Source organism: Bacillus sp. RB3, from assembly GCF_030164735.1.
Lineage (GTDB): Bacteria > Bacillota > Bacilli > Bacillales > Bacillaceae_G > Bacillus_A > Bacillus_A cereus.
The window spans coordinates 369,768-391,880 of record NZ_JASNGE010000001.1 but is presented as its reverse complement, the minus strand read 5'-3'; the positions used below and the strand labels follow the sequence as shown (position 1 = coordinate 391,880).

Genomic DNA, 22,113 nt, shown 5'->3' with positions numbered 1-22,113 from the left:
TACACTACTTAGCTAAAGTTTTTGCCATATTTCCAAATAACTCTATATAAGTTTGAATTGATTCATTTGTGTAAGTATCTTCTGGTGCATAAACAACTTGTTGTTTAGAAACAGCAGTTGTGTTTTGAAGAGCTGGTGATTTAGAAATAACATCCTTAGCAGGTGTTGACTTAGCTGCATCAGATGTTGCAGCATCACGATCTAATACGAAAAGCCAATCAGGATTTGTTTGTGCGATAGCTTCAACAGAAACATCATCACCTTTATGACCTGCAGTAGAATTCGAAACTTCTAATGCTGGAGTCCAACCGAAAATTTCATACATAGGTCCCCAAACGCGACCAGAGTGCGGCGCAGCAAAGCCAATATTTCCACCAGTAACGATAACACTCATAACTTTATCTTTTCCGTTATAAGCAGATTTTGCCTTTTCAATAGATTTATCGAAATCAGCTACTAATCGTTTAGCTTCTTTATCTTTAGCAAAGATTTTACCTAAAGTAGTTGTAGAATCTTTAAGTCCTTTTACTAAGTTTTCTCCAGGCTTAGTAGCCTTCTCAGAAACATCAAAATTAAGATCAATAACAGCTGCATTTGGCACTAATTTTTTGATTTCTTCATAATGATCAGCAAATCTTTGACCAACGATTACAAGATCAGGGTTTGCCGCTGCAATAATTTCTAGATTTGGTTCACGGTGATTCCCAATATTTTGAACTTTTTCATCCTTTTTATATGCTGAATCAGCAGGCATGATATCCTTTGGAGCAGCCGCTAATTTAATTCCCCAATCAGATAAAGTTTCAAAAGTTCTGTTATCCAAAGCAACTACATTCTTTGGGTTTACAGGTACTTTAACAGTTCCATGAGCATCAGTGATTTCAACCGTTTTTGGCTTATCACTACCATTATCTTTATTATTAGCCTTCGAAGTTTCTTTACTTGAATCTGAGCAAGCCACTAACATTAAAGTAAAAATTGCTAGAATACTCACTAATTTTAAAAGCATAGATTTTTTCATATGTATACTCCTTATAGTGTGATTTATTTCGAAAATGATGACATCCATAGATTGAATTGGAAGGTAACTTTTATTCAATTGAATCGCTATTGATAATCATTTTCATTTGAACATCCTGTTAATTAGTATAGTCATTAATTCTGTGAAAATCTTGTGAATCGTATGAATTCATAAAATCAAGCATAAAAAGTAATATGTGCGGTCAGGACTGTTGATTAACCTTCATTAAATACTTTCTCAACAAATACGGGACAGAGACCTTCCCTTACAAAATACGCGCAGTAATAGCTAATATTTCACAGAAACTACTTTATTATCTTATTTTTATCATTCAACCATTGAATAGCCTCTGCCATGTATCGTTTGAATATATCTATCTTTCTTCTCGCACTTTAGCTTTTTTCTTACATACCCAATATATAAGTCTACTACATTCGGATTTACTACTACGTCATATCCCCAAACTTGATTCAAAAGCATTTCACGGCTTAATATCGTATTTTTATTCTTAATTAAAAATACAAGTAAATCGTACTCGCGCTTCGTAAGCGAGAGATTTTTGCCACCTTTTTTCACAATATTGCTAGATGCATCAACAAAGAGATCTTTAAACTGAAAAAAATTTGTCTCATTTTGCTGGTTATAGTCACTTCTTCTTAAAATAGCTTGAACTCTCGCTACTAATTCTTCCTTCACAAATGGTTTTCTAATATAATCATCTGCTCCTGCTTGTAACCCTGCTATGCAATCCTCGCTAGAAATATTGTTGGTCACAATAATGATTGGTGTCGTTTTAACAAGTCGTATTTGTCTACAAATTTCTGGTCCCGATATACTTAATGAATCCCAATCCAATATGATAATATCCCAATCTTGCTCATATGCTATATTTAAACCTTGGTTTTCATTGTGAAGTTTTAAAATGAAATGGCCCTCTTGCGTTAAACCGCTTACGATTTTCTTTGCTGAAGACCGTTCATTTTTAATCACCAACACCCGCTTCACCGATGGTTCACCTCTACTTCAATATAAATTATTTAGATAAAAAAATTATCCCGAAAAAATAATTTAAGATTTATAAATTTAAAACCCCTAAATAATCCATTAAAACAGTTTATTAGGAGAACTCTATATAATCTTACAATATGTATGGATAAAAACACAAAACATATGAAGATTCGAATAAAGCAAAAAAATAATAATCACTTAACAATTGAGCGTTTACAATCTGCTATAGTATCTACCCGCTTATCATCAATAACCATTTTTTATTCTCTCTTTCAGGGATACCGTCCCATCAACTTCAGCATTCTATAAAACCACAAACAAAAAGAACCATAACCTCACCAACCTGGCAAAATTATGGTTCATATTATACAAAATAAAAAACCACCAAATATGTATTGGTGGAGACGGTGGGAGTCGAACCCACGTCCAAAAATATCGGCACTTAAGCTTCTACGAGTGTAGTCGATATATTAGCATTTCGCGAACTCTTCGGCCTATCGACAGGCTTCCAAGTTGCTAGTCTGGTTATTCTCTTCCTTTGTCCTCAGACGGCGAACTCCGGCGTAGTCCACTTAGTTTGAGTCCCTTACCCTACCACATGGACGATGGAGGGAGGAACCTTTAGTGCAATTAAGCAGCTAAAGAAAGATTGTTTTGTTTGCCAATTATAGGCTTTGACGTTTTAACGAGGCCGATCCCCTCGACTCGCAACCTAAGCTCGAACTATCCCTGTCGAATCCGTAACGTCCCCATGATAAAAATGGAGCATACGAAGAAAATATCGTGATAGCTACTAAGAGCTGTTTTTCAATGTGCAACAACCTTACATAAATTATTATAACATACGCGCTCCATTTTACAAATGTAAATATCTGTATTACATCTTTTGGCGATCACGGAACGCGCGTGCAATTTCACGTTTAGCTTCTTTCTCTTTTAAATCGTGACGTTTATCGTATTGCTTCTTACCTTTTGCTAAACCAAGTGCCATCTTTGCAAATCCATTTTTTAAATAAATTCTAAGTGGAACTAATGCGTAACCTGTTTCTTTCGCAGCGCCCGCTAGTTTATCAATTTCTTTTTTATGCAGAAGTAATTTTCTCGTACGAAGTGGATCATGGTTGAAACGATTCCCTTGTTCGTACGTATTAATGTGCATATTATGAACCCATACTTCACCATTATGTACACGTGCAAACGCATCTTTCAAGTTTACGCGTCCAGCGCGAATCGACTTAATTTCCGTTCCTTGAAGGACAAGCCCTGCTTCGTATGTTTCTTCGATGAAATAATCATGAAATGCTTTTTTATTCTGTGCAATAACCTTACCTGTACCCTTTGGCATATAACGTCCCTCCTCTATTTTTACTATTGTAACAAATGTTAATAAAAAGCGAAAGTGGCTCGCTCAGAATCTTTGGACATTGGAACTCCCGACAGAGAAGCGCTTTTTGCTTCGTCCGAGGGAGTGAAATGGCCAACAGATTCTAGCCACTGTAGCTGGATTCCATTAAAAGCGAAAGTGGCTCGCTCAGAATGTGAGATGGATGGAGCTTCTGACCTTGAGGCGCTCTTTGCCTCTCGGGAAGAAGTGAAGCCGCCGAACATTCTAGCCACTGTAGCTGGATTCCATCAAAAAGCGAAAGTGGCTCGCTCTCAAGCCACGAAGAAAAAAGAAAACGGCCCCGCTTTTCATCAAAGCGAAGCCACTCTTTTCTTACTTACGCTTTTTCTTTTTCTTCTTGAATCCTGGTACGTTTTCGAAGAATGCTTTTTTCTTCTTACCGTTACCATCTTTTTTTCCTGGCTGACTAGCAGAAGCGGATGCAGATGCAGATCCTCTTCCTTTTCCTTTACCACCACGGTCAAATTTTCTACCTGTGCCACGTTCACCGCCGCGCTCATTACTGCGCTCGCTACGTCCACCGCGTTTCTTTCTGCCTGTTCTTGGCTGCTCGATAACGACTGGACGATCTTTGAACTTACGGCGAGGTGTGCCTTTCATGCCAACGATTTCAAAGTCGATTGCACGCTCGTCTTTGTTTACGTTAATAACGCGAATTGTAATTTCATCACCGATGCGGAATACGTTTCCTGTACGTTCTCCGATCATAGCGAAATGTTGCTCGTCATAACGGTAGTAATCATCCGTTAAGTAGCTAACGTGTACAAGACCTTCAATTGTATTTGGAAGCTCTACGAATAAACCGAAGTTTGTTACAGAGCTAATCATACCGTCATACTCTTCACCGATCTTATCAACCATATACTCTGCTTTTTTCATCTCATCTGTTTCACGCTCTGCTTCAACAGCACGGCGTTCCATATTAGAAGAGTGCTCTGCAATCTCAGGTAATTTTTCACGCCATTTTGCTTGCGTTTCGTTGTCGACTTTACCATTAATAATGTATTCACGAATTAATCTATGAACGATTGTATCTGGGTAACGACGAATTGGTGATGTGAAATGTGTGTAGAACTCAGTTGATAAACCGAAATGTCCTAAACTATCCGCATCGTAACGAGCTTGCTTCATAGAACGAAGCATAACTGTTGAAATAACTACTTCTTCTGGCTGTCCTTGAACCATTTCAAGAATTTGTTGCAACGCACGAGGGTGCACTTCATTCGCACGTCCTTTTACCGCATATCCGAAGTTCGTTACAAACTCGAAGAAACGCTCAAGCTTATCTTCTTTCGGATCTTCATGGACACGGTACATAAACGGTACGTTCATCCAGTGGAAGTGCTCTGCTACTGTTTCATTCGCAACAAGCATAAATTCTTCAATTAACTTCTCTGATACAGAACGATCGCGCATGACAACGTCTGTCGGTTTTCCTTCTTCATCTACTAATACTTTCGCTTCTTTAAAGTCAAAGTCAATTGCACCACGGCGCATACGTTTTTCACGTAAAATTTGTGCCAATTGACCCATCTCTTTAAACATCGGTACGAGCGGCTCATAACGCTTAATTAACTCTTCGTCCTCATCTTCTAAAATGCTTCTTACGTCAGCATACGTCATACGCTCTGTCGTTTTAATCACACTTTGGAAAATCTCGTGTTTAACAACATCACCTAAGTTGTTGATTTCCATTTCACAAGATAACGTCAGACGGTCTACTTTCGGATTTAATGAACAAATACCGTTAGATAGACGATGCGGAATCATCGGGATTACACGGTCAACAAGATATACACTCGTCGCTCTTTCCGCTGCTTCAACATCAATTGGAGAGCCTTCTTGAACGTAATGACTTACATCCGCAATGTGAACGCCTAGCTTGTAGTTACCGTTCTCAAGCTTCGTTACTGTAACAGCATCATCTAAGTCTTTCGCATCTGCACCATCAATCGTTACGATCATTTGGTCACGTAGGTCGCGGCGATCTTTTAAATCTTCTTCTGAAATCGTTTCTGGTACACTGTTTGCATGCTCCATCACTTCCTCAGGGAATGCTAAAGGTAAATGATGTTTATGAATGACAGATAAAATATCTACTCCTGGATCATTTTTATGACCTAGAATTTGAATAACTTCACCTTCTGCACTTAAACGATTCTCTGGATAGCTCGTAATTTTCACAACTACTTTATGACCTTCTACAGCACCCATCGATGCGCTTTTCAAGATAAAGATATCACTCGTCCAGCGCTTATTGTCAGGTATAACGAATCCAAAGTTTTTCGATTCTGTATATGTACCAACTAGTTCTTTCGTTCCACGCTCTAAAATGCGTACAATTGAACCTTCTTGACGCGAACCGCTCGATTGAGAACTAAGGCGTGCTAATACTGTATCGCCATGAAGTGCACCGTTTAATTCTGTAGGCGGGATGAAAAGATCATCGTCTCCCGTTTTCTTCTCGTCTGGTACAACGAATGCAAAACCACGTGCATGTCCAATTAATTTACCTCGTACTAAATTCATCTTTTCAGGAAGACCGTAACGGTTGCTACGTGTACGAATAACAAGTCCCTTCTCTTCCATCGTTACAAGTGCCTTTACAAAATCTTTAAAACCCTCAGAACCTTCAATTCCAAATGCCTCTTCTAACTCTTGTATCGTTAGCGGTTTATACGCTTCTTCTCTCATAAATAATAACAACTTATCAATATGTTCTTGTATGATTTCTTCCAAGCAAAAATACCTCCTTTAAAACCTTATATTATTTAGTGTATCCGAAAGATAGGGGATGTATAAAGTGAAACTTCAATACTCCCCTTATGATTTTTACAGTTTTCACAAAAAATTCCTTATGAAAAAAAGAGGCAACTAGATCTTACCAATCTAGTTGCTCCAAGAAGTTATATACATCCTCATGTAGCTCGTCACGTTGTTTATCAAGTGTAATGACATGCGTAGAGTCTTCATACCATTTAATGTCTTTTAACGTAGATTCTACACCGTTATAAATAATGTTAGCACTATCTGTATTAATCATTTCGTCATGACGTGCTTGTACAACAAATGTTGGTGCATAAATCATATCCACATTGTTACGTACGTCAGCAATTAATTGTTGTAATGCTTTTAATGTATTCATCGGTGTCTTTTGGAATTCCAACATTTCTTGTTCAATTTGTTCAGGTGATTTTTGCTCACGTTTTTTATATTCGCGGGCATATGCCAATATACCTTGGTACATCGTTTCTTCGCTCTTAATATACATCGGTGCACACATTGGTACTACACCTAAAACCGGTACTGTATAACCTAATTTTAAAGAAAATACGCCGCCAAGTGACAATCCAACAACAGCAATTTTCTCAAAACCTTTATCTTTTAAAAGCTGATATGCCTCCGTTACATCTTGCCACCAATCTGTAGGCCCTGTATGAACAAGCTCTTCTGGTGGTACACCGTGCCCTTTATAAATTGGGGCATGACAAGTATAGCCTTTCTTTTCTAAGAAACGCCCTAACATACGTACATCAGCTGAGTTCCCTGTGAATCCATGTAGTAATAAAACAGCGCGTTCTCCACCCTCAAATGTAAATGGTTTCGGAGATGCTAATTTCATCATGTATTTCTCCTCTTTCTCTTCTGTAATCTAGTCGTATTCTTTCTATATCTAGTGTACCATATTTGTATTTCTATAATCTAATTAGAAACATCTTTCAAATAGCAAAACAAAAAAAGAAGAACCATTAGTACCATTCACTAACGCTTCTTCTTTCAATTCTATAAATTGAAGTACGTAACACCAATTGTTAATACAAAGAACAATACAGCTAAAACAATTGTAATACGGTTTAATACCGCTTCAATCCCACGTGCCTTTTGCTTACCAAATAATTGCTCCGCACCGCCTGAAATTGCACCTGAAAGGCCTGAGCTATTACTAGATTGCATAAGTACCATAACAATCATTAAAATCGATACAATAATAAGTAAAACTGATAATAACGTATGCACTTGGCGTACCTCCTACAAAGATTCAGTTATTGTAACTGTAGCATAAATTCTATAGAAAAGCGAGAGCTATAGAGGCGCTCTCGCTTTTCTTCTATTACATAAACATCATCGCAAATAACGGTCCAAGTAAACATGTCAAAATTGCTGTTAATGTCATTGTTACCGATCCAATAACACCTTCATGCTCATTATTTTTCATTGCTCTCATCACGCCCATAATATGAGAAGCACATCCAAATCCGATACCTTTACCAACTGAGTTTGTAACACGGCTCCATTTTAATAAAAGTGGGCCTGTAATCGTTCCAGTAATACCTGCGATAACAACGAAAGCTGCTGTTAAGGAAGGTACACCACCAACTTGTTCAGAAACACTCATCGCAACTGGCATTGTCACCGATTTTGGTAATGACGATAAGATTAAGCTTTTATCCGTTCCCATAAGTGAAGCAATCGCAAAATCACTAGCGATTGCAACTGTTGTACCTACTAATACCCCGCCAGCAATCGGTACAACATATTTTTGCAGAACATGACGTTGTTTATAAAGAGGAATTGCAAATGCTACAACACCGGGTCCAAGTAGCTTTGCAATCCAGCCACCACCACTTTCCATATAATGTTGATATGGTATATCAAGCACGATAAATAGGAAAGCCATTAATCCAGTTGCTACAAGCATTGGAATGGTGAATGGTGTTGGAAATAATTTATAGATTTTTTTAGATAATTGATATAATAGCACCGTAAAAAGAACCCAACCAATTCCGATTAATATTTGGCTCATCGCGACTCTCTTTCCTTCCTATTCGCAAGATATTGTCCTGTATGTCCTGCGACAATAATAATTAAAAATGTACTCGCTACAACTGTAATGAAAAGAGAAATTCCTTTACTCATAAAAAAAGCACCGTAATTCATTAGGCCAAGCGTTGGCGGAATTAATAAAAACGGCATAATAGCAACGAGTGTTTCTGCTCCTAAATCGAACCATTTCACTGGAAGAACTTTTAGGCTAAGTAAAACAAGTAAGAGGAACATTCCAATCAAACTTCCTGGAATCGGAATATTTAACATTTCTTGCACCCAAGTTCCAACCATATAAAACACGTAAAGAGCAGCAATTTGGACAAGAATCTTTGTAAATTTCATGTTCATCATCCCTCATGTTTATACGATCTTCTGTTAATATCTTTATCATAGTATAAATTGTAAAAAGCTGCAATTTATCAACTTGACAGCAAAAACAGCCTATGTTATACGCTTACAACCTTGATATGACTGCATTTTCAAACGAAAATTACGTCAAAAACCTTGACCTAATATAAAAAGTTTTTATTTTCTGAATTTAAAAGACTATTATTTCAATAAAATAATCTTTTTATCCTTAAACTTACATATATATAAAGTGAAACTTTAATCATTGAGGTTTTCCTCATCCCCATTAATTATTATCCCTCACGAAGCGGATTTGTACCGGATAAACAAGATAGGTGGTGAACATATGCCCAAAAAAGTTCTCATTTTTTGTGATCCTGGGATTGATGATACGATGGCTCTCCTCTTAGCATTCTTTATCGATGAAATAGAAATCGTCGGTATCGTTGCTGATTACGGCAATGTTCCAAAAAAAATGGCCGTAGAAAATGCTCATTTTTTTAATAACGAAACAAAGAATAGAAATATCAAGATATTCGGTGGTTCAGAACGTCCCCTTACTGGTGCCCCACCTGCGTTTTTTACGGATGTACATGGGAAACAGGGGCTCGGTCCAATTATTCCAAAGGTGAATGTGACTAACGGAGAAATGGAGAATTTTTTTGAAGTCATTCCTCTTATTGAACAGTATAAAGATGAATTAATCATTGTGAGTTTAGGAAGACTTACCTCCCTAGCAATTTTGTTTATCATGTGCAAACAGTTAATGAAACAAATTAAATCTTACTACGTAATGGGCGGTGCCTTTTTACATCCTGGTAATGTTACCCCTATTTCCGAAGCAAACTTTTATGGCGATCCTACTGCTGCTAATATAGTCCTTCAATCCGCAGTTAACATGTACATATACCCATTAAACGTCACTCAATACTCCATCATTACACCAGAAATGGCAGAGTACATTGAGGCAAAAGGAAAAGCTCCACTTGCCAAACCGTTATTTGATCATTATTACTACGGATATTATAAAGACGCCCTACCACATTTAAAGGGGAGCCCCTTCCATGACACAATGCCAATACTCGCTTTATTTGATAACTCTATGTTCACGTATCATAAATCACCTATTGTTGTCATGACAGAATCCTCTGCACAAGGAGCAAGCATAGGGGAATTTCGCTCTTTAGTGAACCAGAAGCCATTTATTGATTGGCCGGTTCATCAAATCGCAATTGATTTTGACTATAACCGCTTCTTCAAACATTTCATGTCACTTATGACGGGTGAACAATTTTAGCATAAAAAAAACAGACCGTGATTTCTCACGGTCTGTCGTTTATTTCCTACAATTATCGTTTGATGTTATAGAAAGATTTGATACCATCGTAAACAGCGATTTCGCCTAGTTCGTCTTCGATGCGTAATAATTGGTTGTACTTAGCAATACGGTCAGTACGGCTCATAGAACCAGTTTTGATTTGGCCAGCGTTAGTTGCAACTGCGATGTCAGCGATTGTAGCATCTTCAGTTTCACCAGAACGGTGAGATACAACTGCTGTGTAACCAGCACGTTTAGCCATTTCGATAGCTTCGAAAGTCTCAGTTAAAGTACCGATTTGGTTAACTTTAATTAAGATTGAGTTAGAGATACCTTTTTCGATACCTTCAGCAAGTTTTTGAGTGTTAGTTACGAATAAATCGTCACCAACTAATTGTACTTTATCACCGATACGCTCAGTTAATAATTTGTGACCATCCCAGTCGTTTTCGTCTAAACCATCTTCGATAGAGATGATTGGGAAGTCTTTGCAAAGCTCTTCATAGAAATCAACCATTTCTGCAGAAGTTAAGCCAGTACGGCCTTCGCCTGCAAGGTCATATTTACCAGTTTCTTTGTTGTAGAACTCAGAAGAAGCAACGTCCATTCCTAAGAATACGTTCTCGCCAGCTTTGTAACCAGCTTTTTCGATAGCTTCGATGATTACTTCTAAAGCTTCACGGTTAGAACCAAGGTTTGGAGCGAATCCACCTTCGTCACCTACTGCAGTGTTAAGACCTTTGTCATGTAATACAGCTTTAAGTGCATGGAATACTTCAGCACCCATACGGATTGATTCTTTGAATGTTGGAGCACCAACTGGTAAGATCATGAACTCTTGGAAGTCAACGTTGTTATCAGCGTGAGAACCACCGTTGATGATGTTCATCATTGGAGTTGGTAATTGTTTTGCATTGAATCCACCAAGGTAACGGTATAATGGAAGACCTACGAAGTCAGCTGCTGCGTGAGCTACTGCCATAGATACACCAAGGATAGCGTTAGCGCCTAGTTTACCTTTGTTTGGAGTGCCATCTAATTCGATCATAGCACGGTCGATACCAGCTTGGTCAGTTACATCGAAACCAGCGATTTCTGGAGCGATAATTTCGTTAACGTTGTTTACTGCGTTAACAACACCTTTACCAAGGTAACGAGATTTGTCACCGTCACGTAATTCTACTGCTTCGTGCTCACCAGTAGATGCACCACTTGGTACGATAGCGCGTCCGAAAGCGCCGCTTTCTGTGTAAACTTCTACTTCTACAGTTGGGTTACCACGAGAGTCAAGGACTTCGCGAGCATAAACATCAATAATTGTTGACATAATAAATTCTCTCCTTTTTATATAAGCAAATTATTTAATAATTGTTTTACCTGTCATTTCTTTCGGTTGTTCCACATTTAAAAGTGTAAGCATTGTTGGAGCGATATCTCCTAAAATACCACCTTCACGAAGCTCTACATCATTTTTTGTAACGATGAAAGGAACCGGGTTAGTTGTATGAGCTGTCATAGGACCGCCATCAGCAGTTAACTCCTGATCAGCATTACCATGGTCAGCAGTAATAAGTGCTACACCATCTTTTGCAAGAATCGCTTCTACAACTTTTCCTAAACATTCGTCAGTTGCTTCTACTGCTTTAATTGTTGGTTCCATCATCCCAGAATGGCCAACCATATCACAGTTCGCAAAGTTAAGAATGATAACATCATGTTTATCATTTTCGATTTCATTTACTAAAGCGTCCGTTACTTCGTAAATGCTCATTTCAGGTTTCAAGTCATACGTTGCAACCTTCGGTGAGTTAATTAAGATACGCTCTTCTCCTGGGAATTCAGCCTCACGACCACCGCTAAAGAAGAATGTAACGTGCGGATACTTTTCAGTTTCCGCGATGCGAAGTTGCTTTAATCCCGCTTGCGCAACAACTTCACCTAAAGTGTTATCAAGGTTCATTGGCTTGAATGCCACGTAACCATCTACAGTTTCACTGAAGTGTGTCATACATACGAATTCTGGAATGTGAGGTACTTTTTCACCACGATCGAACTCACGGAAGTCTTCGTTTGTAAATACACGAGCAATTTGAATTGCACGGTCTGGACGGAAGTTATAGAAGATAACTGCATCATCATCATTGATTGTTGCAACTGGCGTGTTATCTTCGTTAACAATTACAGACGGCAATACGAATTCATCATAGATACCGTTCGCATAAGAGTCTTCTACACACTCTTCTGCTGATTTATAAGTAGGGCCTTCACCATTCACCATAGCACTGTAACATTTTTCTACGCGATCCCAACGCTTGTCACGGTCCATAGAGTAATAACGACCAGAGATAGTCGCGAATTGTCCTACTCCTGTTTCTTTAATTACTTCATTCGTTGCATCGATATAACCTTTTGCTGTTTGTGGTCCAACATCGCGGCCGTCTAAGAATGCATGGATATAAACTTTCTCCACGCCTTCTTTTGCTGCTAGGCGAAGAAGAGCAAACATATGGTTCATGTGACTGTGCACACCACCGTCAGAAAGTAAACCGAATAAATGAAGTGCAGTACCTTTTTCTTTTACACTTTTAATTGCATTTTGGAAAGTTTCGTTCTTATCGAACTCGCCTTCACGAATTGCAACGTTAACGCGTGTTAAGCTTTGATATACTACGCGGCCAGCACCGATATTTAAGTGACCAACCTCAGAGTTACCCATTTGACCTTCTGGAAGACCTACTGCCTCGCCACAAGCTGTAAGCGTTGTGTGAGGGAATTTGTTCCAGTAACCATCAAAATTAGGTTTCTTAGCTTGTGCTACAGCATTCCCGTAAGTTTCTTCACGAAGTCCGAAACCGTCAAGAATGATTAAAGCTGTTGGCTTTCTCATTTTACCGCCCCCAGAAGACCTAAGAACGAAGCAGGCTCTAAGCTAGCACCGCCAACTAAAGCGCCGTCGATGTCAGATTGTGCCATATACTCTTTAATGTTTTCTGGTTTTACGCTACCGCCGTATTGGATACGAACAGCTTCTGCAGCTTCTGGAGAAACAGCTTCTGCAACAACTTTACGGATGTGCGCACATACTTCGTTTGCATCTGCAGAAGAAGAAGATTTACCTGTACCGATAGCCCAGATTGGCTCATAAGCGATAACAGTTGCTTTAACTTGCTCTTCTGTTAAACCTGCAAGTGCTTTTGTCACTTGACCTGCTACTAAATCAAATGTTTTTCCGCTTTCGCGCTCTTCTAAAGTCTCACCACAACATACGATTGGTGTTAAACCATGTTCAAATGCTGCGATAGTCTTTTTGTTTACTGACTCATCTGTTTCAGCAAACATTTCACGACGCTCAGAGTGGCCAAGTACTACATAGCCAACTTTTAAGTCGCTAAGTGCTACTGGGCTAATTTCGCCAGTGAATGCACCATTTTTTTCGAAGTGCATGTTTTGTGCACCTACTTGTAAGTCAGTTCCTTCAGTTGCTGCTACAAGGCGCTCTAAGAATAGAGCTGGAGAGCAAACTACTGCATCAACAGCTGAAGCTGCTGGGATTTGACCTTTAACTTCCTCTACGAAGCTAACTGCTTCTGATAGAGTTTTATTCATTTTCCAGTTACCTGCGATAATTGGTTTACGCATGCTTTGCACCGTCCTTTTTCTTTGGCTGCTACTTATTTGTCGTTAAGACAAACTACACCTGGAAGCTCTTTACCTTCCATGAATTCTAATGACGCACCGCCGCCAGTAGAAATGTGGCTCATTTTATCAGCCATACCGAATTTTTCAACAGCTGCTGCAGAGTCACCACCGCCGATAACAGAGTATGTATCTTCTGCATCTGCTAATGCTTGTCCTACTGCTTTTGTACCTTCTGCGAATGGAGTCATTTCGAATACACCCATTGGTCCATTCCATACAACAAGCTTAGAATTTTTAATTACATCTGCATAAATTTCACGTGTTTTAGGACCGATGTCCACGCCTTCCCAGTTAGAAGGGATAGAGTCGATACCAACGATTTTAGTTGTTGCAGTTTCAGAGAATTCCTCAGTGATTACAACATCAACTGGCATGTAGAAGTTTACGCCTTTTTCTTTTGCAAGTTGCATAAATTCTTTAGCTAGTTCGATCTTGTCGTCTTCACATAGAGATAGACCAATTTCATGACCTAAAGCTTTAACGAATGTGTAAGCAAGTCCGCCACCGATGATTAAGTTATCTACTTTGTCTAATAGATGACGAATTACACCGATTTTATCTTTTACTTTCGCGCCACCGATGATAGCTGTAAATGGACGTTCTGGGTTAGAAAGTGCTTTACCAAGTACATCTAACTCTTTTTCCATTAATAGACCAGATACTGCTGGTAGGTAGTCTGCGATACCTGCTGTAGAAGCGTGAGCACGGTGAGCTGCACCGAATGCATCGTTTACGAAGATGTCAGCAAGTGCTGCAAATTCTTTCGCAAGTTCTGCATCGTTCTTTTCTTCGCCCGCATAGAAACGTACGTTTTCAAGAACTAATACGTCGCCTTCGTTCATTGCTGCAACCATTTCTTGTGCAACTGGTCCGAATGCTTCGTCCGCTTTTTTAACGTCTTTACCAAGAAGCTCGCCTAAACGTGCTGCTACTGGAGTTAAACGCATTTCTTCTACTACTTGACCTTTTGGACGGCCTAAGTGACTTGCTAAAATAACTTTCGCACCTTGCTCTACTAAATATTGAATTGTAGGAAGAGCTGCACGGATACGAGTTTCATCTGTAATTTTGCCTTCTTTCATAGGTACGTTGAAATCAACGCGGCAAAATACACGCTTACCTTTTAAATCTACGTCACGAATTGATTTTTTGTTCATTGGATTTCCCTCCGACTACTAGTTAGGATTGACAAAACCCACTCAAAAGCTTAACACATTTGCTTTTAAAACGAAAGAAGAGAGAGAGGGAACAAACCCTCTCCCTCGTTTTGTCATTGATAACTTATATAATTAAGAATTAAAGACCTTTTGAAGTCATGTAAGCTGCTAGGTCTACTACGCGGTTAGAGTAACCAGTTTCGTTATCGTACCAAGAAAGTACTTTAACCATGTTACCTTCCATTACCATTGTAGATAATGCATCGATTGTAGAAGAAGCTGTACATCCGTTATAGTCGATAGATACTAATGGCTCTTCGCTGTATCCAAGGATACCTTTTAATTCGCCTTCAGCTGCTGCTTTGAATGCTGCATTTACTTCTTCAACTGTTACTTCTTTGTCAAGTTCAACAACTAAGTCAACTAGAGAAACGTTAGCAGTTGGAACACGTACAGCGCCACCGTTTAATTTACCTTTAAGTTCTGGTAATACTAATGCTACAGCTTTAGCTGCACCAGTAGATGTTGGGATCATGTTTTCAGCTGCTGCACGAGCACGACGTAAATCTTTGTGTGGTAAGTCTAAGATTTGTTGGTCGTTAGTGTAAGAGTGAATTGTTGTCATCATTCCGCGTTTTACGCCGAATTTTTCGTTTAATACTTTAGCGAATGGAGCTAGACAGTTTGTAGTACAAGAAGCGTTAGATACTACGTTGTGGTTAGCTGCATCGTATTGTTCGTGGTTAACACCCATAACTACAGTGATATCTTCGTCAGAAGCTGGAGCTGAGATGATAACTTTCTTAACTGATCCACCTAAGTGTTTCTCAGCATCTGATTTTTTAGTGAAACGGCCAGTAGATTCTACTACTACTTCTACTCCGTAGTCGCTCCATGGTAATTGAGCTGGGTCACGCTCAGCGATAACTTTAATTTCTTTACCGTTAACAACGATGCTGTTTTCGTTAGCAGATACTTCTGCATTTAAAGTTCCGTGAACTGTGTCATATTTTAAAAGGTGAGCTAATGTTTTAGCATCTGTTAAGTCGTTGATTGCTACTACTTCTACCTCAGAGTTGTTAAGAGCTGCGCGGAATACGTTACGTCCGATACGTCCAAATCCATTAATACCAATTTTAGTCATTTGAATTTCCTCCTTGGGGGATTATATTAAAGGGTAAAACCCTTTGTTAACTGTTTTGCTGCACCTTCATCTGTAATTAGAATTGAAGTGTGCCCTTGTTTAATTACAGCCTGTATTGCTTTTGCCTTTGAAGAACCTCCAGCGACTGCAACAACATGAGATACATTTTGTAAGTCCTCTAGTTGCATACCAACTGTTCTTACTTTATGAACAACATTTCCTTCTTCATTAAAGTAGTAACCGAAAGCTTCGCCAACTGCTTCGCTTGCCTGAATCTTTAACCAATCTGCTTCTGAAGTACTTCTGCGACGTGCCATTGTTAACGCATCACCTATTCCATGAATGACGATATTGGAAGATCGAATCAACTCAAGAACTTCTTTCACGGAAGGCTCTGTCACAATAGACGCATATGCTTCGCTACTAACATGGTCTGGAACATACAATAAGCGATAATTACTCATCGTATTTTGCGCCATCTTGGCACAAATGGTATTGGCTTCTAATTCAACACCTTCTCCAATTCCACCACGTGCTGGGACAAACAGCATATGTAAATCTTTGCAATCAAGTTGCATCATGTCCGCAGCAGCAGCTAGCGTAGTTCCTCCAGCCACAGCAACGATATTATTCGCTGTCAGACGGTCTTTTATACAAGTCACACAAGCACGGCCCATCTCCAGTTTGACCCAAGGTGATTCATCACTATCACCAGGGACAACGAAAACTTCATCCAAGTCTAATGTTTCCTTAAGTTGCTTTTCTAAAACCTTTAACCCGGAAATTTCTTTCATAAAGTCTTCCAAAGCAAGAACTAAAGCTGTTCCTTCTTCTGTCAAAGTCATTCCAGAAGAAGCGACGTGAACTAAGTTTTGTTCTTTCAAAACTTGAACTTCACTTCGCAATACTCGTTCTGTCATACCGAGACTTGCTGATAAGTTTCTTCTTCCAATCGGCTGCATGAGCCTAATGTATTGAAGAATTTGCATTCTCGTTTGCATAACAGGTAGCAGATCAGGTAATAATTTTTTTGTGTTCTGAATCCATGAGCGCATATCTTTTCTCCTCACTACATCGGTTCATTTTCCCTCGTGGTCACTTTACGTCCCGTAGTGACATTTTGTGTCCCACATAGGTTAAAAAAATAATCCCTGCTACGTGTATTATTGTAACAGGAGATAGAAACTTATTCAACTCTTAACTGCATTCTTTATATAGTTTATTATGACACCTTTGTGAATGTTACCATATTCTACTTGTTTTCCGTCCATTTCTACAACCGGAATCATTAAGTGATATTTTTCTAAAAGGTCATTATCTTCATATATATCTATTTCCTCGATTTGAAAAGAATATTCACATTGTACTTCCTGTAAAACTTGTTTCGCCTTCACGCAAAGGCCACAATCTTTTTTAGTATACAGTACAACTTTCATCTTCTTCACCTATCCGATCGTTTTTCGTAATGACGAAGCTGGGATATGCATTTGTTCTCTATACTTCGCCACTGTTCTTCGAGAAATAACAATTTCATGCTCTTCTTCTAATAATTTTGAAATCTTTTGATCTGAAAGTGGCTTTTTCTTATCCTCTGCCCCAATTAGCGTTTGAATAAATTGTTTTACACGTTTTGTAGAAACTGCTTCATCTTCAGTCGTCGAAACGGCATTGCTAAAGAACGATTTCATCTCAAATAAACCGTGTGGTGTTTGCACATATTTATTTCGCGTCGCACGACTAATTGTCGATTCATGCACACTTAACTCTTCCGCTACCTCTTTTAAAGCGAGAGGTCTTAAATACTCTGGACCTTTCCAGAAGAAATCACGTTGTTTTTCCATAATAATAGTCATTACTTGCAGAAGCGTCTGTTTTCTCTGCTTCAAACTGCGCATAATCCACTGCACATGCTGATACTTTTCTGATACGTAAGATGCTACTTCACTTTCACTATTATTAAGAAGCGCACTATATTCAGAATGAATTTCAATTCTCGGCATATTTCTCTCATTCATTTGTAAAACGAGGCGATCGCCATCTTTTTTCACCGCCATATCAGGTACAATGTAAAGTGGTTTATCTGAAGAAAACGCAAGACCTGGTTTTGGTTGTAATGACGTTATACAATTTACCGCACTCTGCAATTCCTCATTACTACATTTCAACACTTGAACGAGCTTTCGCCAATCTTTCTTCACAAAATAAGCGAAATGATCTTCTACAACCTCTTCTGCTAATCCATTACGTCTTTGTAAGCGCTTCAATTGTAAGGTTAAACATTCCTGAATATTACGCGCCCCTACCCCTGCTGGCTCCAGTGATTGGACAAGCTCTACAGAACGGTCGACTACATGAATATGTGCAGAAAGGAGCTCTGCTAACTCTTCATTCGTTTCTTGTAAATATCCATTTCCATCCATGTTCATAATAATGAAAGAAGCTACTTTTCGCTCTTCTTCATCTATTTTATAATACTGTATTTGATTTAATAAATGTTGCTGAATCGTTGTAGAATCCACACTGTAGATCTCCATCTGATTCTCGACTTGTTTGCTGGTACTTTTACTGTTGTTAGAGCTCTTTTTCTTCTCCCTCTCAAAACCACCTAACTCAATAAGGGGATTCTCTAACGATTGCTCATACAAAAACTCCGATAATTCTTGTACATTATACTGGAGCATTGTAATCGCTTGCCTTAACTCTTGTGTCATTGCCAAACGTAAGCTTTGTTCTTGTAAAAGACTTGCCTTCAAACTAATCTCCCCCTTGTTTCTATTGTACAATAAGTTTGGTAAAAGGAGAATCCTCACGCAGACACCCATTCCAAAATATTATTAATTTATATGTATTAATGAGATTTACAACTTACAACCGAAATTTGAATAATATTGAAAGAAAATAATAAAATTAAAAATTATTATCAAGTACTAATAGTAAATCTTATTACTAGATATAACAAGAGGTAAATAAAAAAAGTCCTAACCTACAAAACGTAAGTTAGGACTTTTTGACGCGCCCAGAGGGATTCGAACCCCCGGCAGACGTGGTACCGGAAACCACCGCTCTATCCGACTGAGCTATGGGCGCATGATTATAGAAAACACTTCATTTTCTTCTCATAATAATAGCAATAAAATCCATCTAAATCAATAAAAATATCCCCGTAATACCTTATGCATCTTAGCTAAAAGCATATAAAATCCATTCCACCCCTAAATTTTCCAATCATAAATTCTCCCCAACTCACAAATTATAATCTTTGAATTGATATTCCAAAGGGGGCTTCATTCAATGACTGTAATTACAAAATTAAAGCAGACTGTTTCTGGATTAAAAAGTGCACAAGCTAGCTTAGAGGGATTCGCTCTTGATACGGATAACCAACAAGCTAAGCAACTTTTCCAAACAGCTGCGCAGCAAACACAAACGATTATCGATTCTTTAAACCCACGTGTTGAAGAAGTCCAACAAGAAGAACCACAATACTCACAGCAATAATGAATCAGTCTTGCTGTGAAATAGAAAAAGGATGATATGCAGTCATCCTTTTTCTATCACATTACATATTGCAATAGAAATGGAATGATGATTATGCGAAAGATTGGACTTATAACCGCGTTATTTATACTTCTATTTAGTTCTTTTACCGGTTGTGATCATAGCCCATTAGATAAAAAGGTAAAGAAAGAAGAAACAAAACGAACAGAAAAAGAAAAGGGTCCAAAATTAACAAAGATGAGTACAGAATCCTTTAATCAATCTATATCGCAAGGAGCTAAGAAAAAGGCCCTCGCTATGGATGAAATTATAAAAAGCGCAGCAGTGAATTCAAATTTAGATCTCTACATAGCGGTTATACCTGAGCATCATGAAAGGTTTGGATTAAAACCTTTGCGCAAGAAACTTCAAAAGCAACTAAGTGATGAATATCCTACTTTCGATGTTCGTGTTAGTACAGATAAAAAAATCTTTATGTTACTCGAAAAGCTTGCAAACAAAATTAAGAAAAAAGAAGTATCTAAAGATGAGATCAAAAAACAGTTAAAGCTAATCGGATCAGAAATGGAATCTAACACTTAACGCTTTCGAATAGAAAAGGAAGGATTGCAATGTCAAGTAAAGATAAAAACTTAACCCCTGTACAACAGGAATACAAAAAATTTGAGCAAGAACGCGAACCGAAACGCCCTGTTCTAAAAAATTGTTTAAAGGCCTTTTTCGTTGGTGGTTTTATCTGCCTAATCGGGCAACTGATATCAACTTTTTATATTACGTATTTCGATTTTACCGAACGCTCAGCAGGAAATCCAACAGTCGCAACTCTCATTTTTATCTCAATGTTGCTAACCGGATTCGGTGTATACGATCGTCTCGGTCAGTTTGCAGGCGCTGGAACAGCTGTACCTGTCACTGGATTTGGTAACTCTGTTATCTCCGCGTGTATTGAACACCGAACGGAAGGTTTTGTACTTGGTGTCGGCGGTAATATGTTTAAACTAGCTGGTTCTGTTATTTTATTTGGTGTATTTTCCGCTTTCGTCATCGCACTTATTAAAACTATTCTCGTTCAATGGGGAGGGCTATAAATGTTACAAGGACACCGAACGTGGGTATTTGAAAACAAACCAGTCATTATTTCAACAGGGGTTGTCGGTGGACCATTTGAAGCAAAGGGGAACATCCCAGAAGACTTCGATATCCTTCATGAAGATTTATGGCTCGGACAAGATTCCTATGAAAAAGCACATAAGATTTTATTTGAAGAAGCTTGTAGTCGCGCTACTGAAAAAGCAGAACTTCGTAAAGATGATATTCAATTCGTACTCGCAGGAGATTTAATTAATCAAATTACTCCAACAAGCTTTGCTTGCCGCACACTTGGGACTCCTTATCTCGGATTATTCGGGGCTTGCTCTACTTCTATGGAAGGTTTAGCACTTGGGGCAAGTATCGTAAATGCAAAAGGTGCAAAATATTTATTAACTGGAGCTTCAAGCCATAATACAGCTGTAGAAAAACAGTTCCGCTACCCTACCGAATACGGTGGACAAAAGCCGCCTACTGCACAGTGGACAGTAACCGGAGCAGGAGCCGCTATTTTAAGCGATACTGGACACGGTCCAAGAGTAACCTCTGCAACAATCGGCCGAGTGGTTGATATGGGATTAACGGATCCGTTTAATATGGGAGGCGCAATGGCTCCAGCTGCAGTTGATACAATTGAAGCCCATTTACGTGAACGTCAAATTGATGCCTCTTACTACGATTTAATCGTAACAGGCGATCTCGGACATGTAGGACGCGAAATTGCTTATGACTTACTACATAAACACGGAACGAAAGTAACGAGCGAACAATTTCAAGATTGCGGAATTATCATTTATAGAGAAGGACAACCTGTCATAGCTGGTGCTAGCGGACCTGGATGTTCTGCAACAGTCGTGTACGGTCATTTATTAAACCGAATGAAAAGAGGAGAGTTCAAAAAAATACTTGTCGTTGCGACAGGCGCTTTACTATCTCCACTTACATTCCAACAAGAAGAAACGATTCCGTGTATCGCTCACGCCGTTTCGATTGAATTTGGAGGTGCAACGCAATGATTTTTTTCTGGGCTTTCGTCATTGGCGGACTCATATGTGTAATCGGCCAACTTATGTTTGATGTCGGCAAACTAACACCTGCTCATACAATGGCAACACTCGTTGTTGCTGGAGCTATATTAGATGGATTTAATTTGTATGAGCCATTAATTGATTTCGCTGGAGCCGGGGCAACTGTACCTATTACAAGCTTTGGTAATGCCCTCGTTCATGGCGCAATGGAAGAAGCTGCAAAACATGGCATCGTTGGCGTTATTACCGGCATGTTTAAAGTAACGAGCGCCGGTGTATCAGCGGCTATTATTTTCGGCTTCATTGGAGCATTGTTATTCAAACCGAAAGGATAAGAGGTGTTTATATGACTGTTATCGCTAGCGTAAAAACTTGCCTTGCTAGTGTAAGGGGCGCTCAAGCAAGTTTAAGCTCCCTTTCATTAAATTCACAAGACGAAGAATCAAAACGCGTATTTCATGAATGTATGTTAGAAATGGACAGCGTCATCGCTGATTTAAAGGATAGAATTTCAGTATTAGAACGTGAAGAACCTCAATATAAAGGGTTTTAAGTAGACTGGAGGAAACGA

General features: G+C 38.8%; 23 protein-coding genes, 1 tRNA gene and 1 other RNA gene. 7 read left to right on the top strand and 18 right to left on the bottom strand.

All coding sequences use genetic code 11. The features are described 5' to 3' along the window. Window positions 1–4: 4 nt before the first annotated feature. The 9 genes from QO049_RS01870 to QO049_RS01830 all read right to left on the bottom strand — a co-directional run bounded on the left by QO049_RS01870 (window position 5) and on the right by QO049_RS01830 (window position 8,603). A complete protein-coding gene (locus QO049_RS01870; protein ID WP_284489104.1) occupies window positions 5–1,021 on the bottom strand; it encodes a siderophore ABC transporter substrate-binding protein in 1,017 nt (338 codons plus the stop codon). A 327-nt stretch (window positions 1,022–1,348) separates the two neighbouring features. After that, window positions 1,349–2,026, bottom strand: coding sequence for a response regulator transcription factor (locus QO049_RS01865; RefSeq protein ID WP_246961580.1), 678 nt, complete (start codon window positions 2,024–2,026; stop codon window positions 1,349–1,351). Window positions 2,027–2,425: 399 nt separating this feature from the next. Further along, window positions 2,426–2,780: a transfer-messenger RNA gene (gene ssrA, locus QO049_RS01860) on the bottom strand. A gap of 126 nt (window positions 2,781–2,906) precedes the next feature. Next, complete coding sequence (smpB, locus tag QO049_RS01855; protein WP_001123919.1) at window positions 2,907–3,374, bottom strand: SsrA-binding protein; 468 nt, start codon at window positions 3,372–3,374, stop codon at window positions 2,907–2,909. A 372-nt stretch (window positions 3,375–3,746) separates the two neighbouring features. Further along, on the bottom strand, window positions 3,747–6,173 hold the full coding sequence (gene rnr, locus QO049_RS01850) for a ribonuclease R (protein WP_000391096.1): 2,427 nt from the start codon (window positions 6,171–6,173) through the stop codon (window positions 3,747–3,749). Window positions 6,174–6,315: 142 nt separating this feature from the next. After that, a complete protein-coding gene (estA, locus tag QO049_RS01845) occupies window positions 6,316–7,056 on the bottom strand; it encodes a carboxylesterase (RefSeq protein WP_162200390.1) in 741 nt (246 codons plus the stop codon). A gap of 161 nt (window positions 7,057–7,217) precedes the next feature. Continuing rightward, window positions 7,218–7,451 carry a preprotein translocase subunit SecG gene (gene secG / locus QO049_RS01840; RefSeq protein ID WP_000557264.1) on the bottom strand — a complete coding sequence of 78 codons (234 nt, stop codon included), beginning with the start codon at window positions 7,449–7,451 and terminating at the stop codon, window positions 7,218–7,220. A gap of 94 nt (window positions 7,452–7,545) precedes the next feature. Beyond that, on the bottom strand, window positions 7,546–8,238 hold the full coding sequence (locus QO049_RS01835) for an LrgB family protein (RefSeq protein WP_000078304.1): 693 nt from the start codon (window positions 8,236–8,238) through the stop codon (window positions 7,546–7,548). After that, a complete protein-coding gene (locus tag QO049_RS01830; protein WP_000673222.1) occupies window positions 8,235–8,603 on the bottom strand; it encodes a CidA/LrgA family holin-like protein in 369 nt (122 codons plus the stop codon). Before QO049_RS01830 ends, QO049_RS01835 begins: the two co-directional genes overlap by 4 nt. Window positions 8,604–8,955: 352 nt before the next feature. Between QO049_RS01830 and QO049_RS01825 the strand changes: the two genes are divergently transcribed. Next, window positions 8,956–9,906 carry a nucleoside hydrolase gene (locus tag QO049_RS01825; RefSeq protein WP_246961582.1) on the top strand — a complete coding sequence of 317 codons (951 nt, stop codon included), beginning with the start codon at window positions 8,956–8,958 and terminating at the stop codon, window positions 9,904–9,906. Window positions 9,907–9,958: 52 nt separating this feature from the next. Here the strand turns inward: QO049_RS01825 and eno are convergent, their stop codons facing one another. The 9 genes from eno to QO049_RS01780 form a co-directional block, all read right to left on the bottom strand. After that, the gene (gene eno / locus QO049_RS01820) at window positions 9,959–11,254 is read right to left on the bottom strand and encodes a phosphopyruvate hydratase (protein WP_000103951.1); all 1,296 of its coding nucleotides are present in this window, start codon (window positions 11,252–11,254) and stop codon (window positions 9,959–9,961) included. Between the two features lie 30 nt (window positions 11,255–11,284). Next, window positions 11,285–12,814: a 2,3-bisphosphoglycerate-independent phosphoglycerate mutase gene (gene gpmI / locus QO049_RS01815; protein ID WP_001231158.1), complete on the bottom strand. Its 1,530-nt coding sequence runs from the start codon at window positions 12,812–12,814 to the stop codon at window positions 11,285–11,287. Continuing rightward, window positions 12,811–13,566: a triose-phosphate isomerase gene (tpiA, locus tag QO049_RS01810; protein ID WP_001231038.1), complete on the bottom strand. Its 756-nt coding sequence runs from the start codon at window positions 13,564–13,566 to the stop codon at window positions 12,811–12,813. The genes gpmI and tpiA overlap by 4 nt, the downstream gene beginning before the upstream one ends. 32 nt (window positions 13,567–13,598) lie before the next feature. Next, entirely contained in the window at window positions 13,599–14,783 is a 1,185-nt protein-coding gene (locus tag QO049_RS01805) for a phosphoglycerate kinase (protein WP_001036350.1), read from the bottom strand. Window positions 14,784–14,922: 139 nt separating this feature from the next. Next, entirely contained in the window at window positions 14,923–15,927 is a 1,005-nt protein-coding gene (gap, locus tag QO049_RS01800) for a type I glyceraldehyde-3-phosphate dehydrogenase (RefSeq protein ID WP_000161236.1), read from the bottom strand. A 26-nt stretch (window positions 15,928–15,953) separates the two neighbouring features. Continuing rightward, window positions 15,954–16,982, bottom strand: coding sequence for a gapA transcriptional regulator CggR (gene cggR, locus QO049_RS01795; protein ID WP_001258185.1), 1,029 nt, complete (start codon window positions 16,980–16,982; stop codon window positions 15,954–15,956). Window positions 16,983–17,117: 135 nt separating this feature from the next. Then, the gene (locus QO049_RS01790) at window positions 17,118–17,363 is read right to left on the bottom strand and encodes a glutaredoxin family protein (RefSeq protein ID WP_000869730.1); all 246 of its coding nucleotides are present in this window, start codon (window positions 17,361–17,363) and stop codon (window positions 17,118–17,120) included. A 9-nt stretch (window positions 17,364–17,372) separates the two neighbouring features. Beyond that, window positions 17,373–18,680, bottom strand: a complete 1,308-nt coding sequence (gene rpoN, locus QO049_RS01785) for an RNA polymerase factor sigma-54 (RefSeq protein WP_000647955.1) — start codon at window positions 18,678–18,680, stop codon at window positions 17,373–17,375. A 258-nt stretch (window positions 18,681–18,938) separates the two neighbouring features. After that, window positions 18,939–19,014, bottom strand: a tRNA-Arg gene (locus QO049_RS01780). Between the two features lie 204 nt (window positions 19,015–19,218). Here QO049_RS01780 and QO049_RS01775 point away from each other — a divergent pair. From QO049_RS01775 to QO049_RS01750, 6 genes are all read left to right on the top strand, one after another. After that, window positions 19,219–19,425, top strand: a complete 207-nt coding sequence (locus QO049_RS01775) for a DUF1657 domain-containing protein (RefSeq protein ID WP_000216166.1) — start codon at window positions 19,219–19,221, stop codon at window positions 19,423–19,425. A 93-nt stretch (window positions 19,426–19,518) separates the two neighbouring features. Beyond that, entirely contained in the window at window positions 19,519–20,007 is a 489-nt protein-coding gene (locus tag QO049_RS01770; RefSeq protein ID WP_001226064.1) for a YhcN/YlaJ family sporulation lipoprotein, read from the top strand. 29 nt (window positions 20,008–20,036) lie between these two features. Then, window positions 20,037–20,513, top strand: a complete 477-nt coding sequence (spoVAC, locus tag QO049_RS01765) for a stage V sporulation protein AC (protein ID WP_000095408.1) — start codon at window positions 20,037–20,039, stop codon at window positions 20,511–20,513. Continuing rightward, window positions 20,514–21,530, top strand: a complete 1,017-nt coding sequence (gene spoVAD, locus QO049_RS01760) for a stage V sporulation protein AD (protein ID WP_000938972.1) — start codon at window positions 20,514–20,516, stop codon at window positions 21,528–21,530. Continuing rightward, window positions 21,527–21,877 carry a stage V sporulation protein AE gene (gene spoVAE, locus QO049_RS01755; RefSeq protein ID WP_000575919.1) on the top strand — a complete coding sequence of 117 codons (351 nt, stop codon included), beginning with the start codon at window positions 21,527–21,529 and terminating at the stop codon, window positions 21,875–21,877. Before spoVAD ends, spoVAE begins: the two co-directional genes overlap by 4 nt. Window positions 21,878–21,888: 11 nt before the next feature. Then, the gene (locus tag QO049_RS01750; protein WP_000215909.1) at window positions 21,889–22,095 is read left to right on the top strand and encodes a DUF1657 domain-containing protein; all 207 of its coding nucleotides are present in this window, start codon (window positions 21,889–21,891) and stop codon (window positions 22,093–22,095) included. Window positions 22,096–22,113 lie beyond the last annotated feature (18 nt).

Excerpts from the sequence above, each read along its gene's own strand:
- QO049_RS01870 (WP_284489104.1), bottom strand. The coding sequence starts at position 1,021 with ATGAAAAAATCTATGCTTTTAAAATTAGTGAGTATTCTAGCAATTTTT.
- smpB (WP_001123919.1), bottom strand. The coding sequence starts at position 3,374 with ATGCCAAAGGGTACAGGTAAGGTTATTGCACAGAATAAAAAAGCATTT.
- estA (WP_162200390.1), bottom strand. The coding sequence starts at position 7,056 with ATGAAATTAGCATCTCCGAAACCATTTACATTTGAGGGTGGAGAACGC.
- QO049_RS01835 (WP_000078304.1), bottom strand. The coding sequence starts at position 8,238 with ATGAGCCAAATATTAATCGGAATTGGTTGGGTTCTTTTTACGGTGCTA.
- QO049_RS01830 (WP_000673222.1), bottom strand. The coding sequence starts at position 8,603 with ATGAAATTTACAAAGATTCTTGTCCAAATTGCTGCTCTTTACGTGTTT.
- QO049_RS01825 (WP_246961582.1), top strand. The coding sequence starts at position 8,956 with ATGCCCAAAAAAGTTCTCATTTTTTGTGATCCTGGGATTGATGATACG.
- eno (WP_000103951.1), bottom strand. The coding sequence starts at position 11,254 with ATGTCAACAATTATTGATGTTTATGCTCGCGAAGTCCTTGACTCTCGT.
- gpmI (WP_001231158.1), bottom strand. The coding sequence starts at position 12,814 with ATGAGAAAGCCAACAGCTTTAATCATTCTTGACGGTTTCGGACTTCGT.
- tpiA (WP_001231038.1), bottom strand. The coding sequence starts at position 13,566 with ATGCGTAAACCAATTATCGCAGGTAACTGGAAAATGAATAAAACTCTA.
- QO049_RS01805 (WP_001036350.1), bottom strand. The coding sequence starts at position 14,783 with ATGAACAAAAAATCAATTCGTGACGTAGATTTAAAAGGTAAGCGTGTA.
- gap (WP_000161236.1), bottom strand. The coding sequence starts at position 15,927 with ATGACTAAAATTGGTATTAATGGATTTGGACGTATCGGACGTAACGTA.
- cggR (WP_001258185.1), bottom strand. The coding sequence starts at position 16,982 with ATGCGCTCATGGATTCAGAACACAAAAAAATTATTACCTGATCTGCTA.
- QO049_RS01790 (WP_000869730.1), bottom strand. The coding sequence starts at position 17,363 with ATGAAAGTTGTACTGTATACTAAAAAAGATTGTGGCCTTTGCGTGAAG.
- QO049_RS01775 (WP_000216166.1), top strand. The coding sequence starts at position 19,219 with ATGACTGTAATTACAAAATTAAAGCAGACTGTTTCTGGATTAAAAAGT.
- QO049_RS01770 (WP_001226064.1), top strand. The coding sequence starts at position 19,519 with ATGCGAAAGATTGGACTTATAACCGCGTTATTTATACTTCTATTTAGT.
- spoVAC (WP_000095408.1), top strand. The coding sequence starts at position 20,037 with ATGTCAAGTAAAGATAAAAACTTAACCCCTGTACAACAGGAATACAAA.
- spoVAD (WP_000938972.1), top strand. The coding sequence starts at position 20,514 with ATGTTACAAGGACACCGAACGTGGGTATTTGAAAACAAACCAGTCATT.
- spoVAE (WP_000575919.1), top strand. The coding sequence starts at position 21,527 with ATGATTTTTTTCTGGGCTTTCGTCATTGGCGGACTCATATGTGTAATC.
- QO049_RS01750 (WP_000215909.1), top strand. The coding sequence starts at position 21,889 with ATGACTGTTATCGCTAGCGTAAAAACTTGCCTTGCTAGTGTAAGGGGC.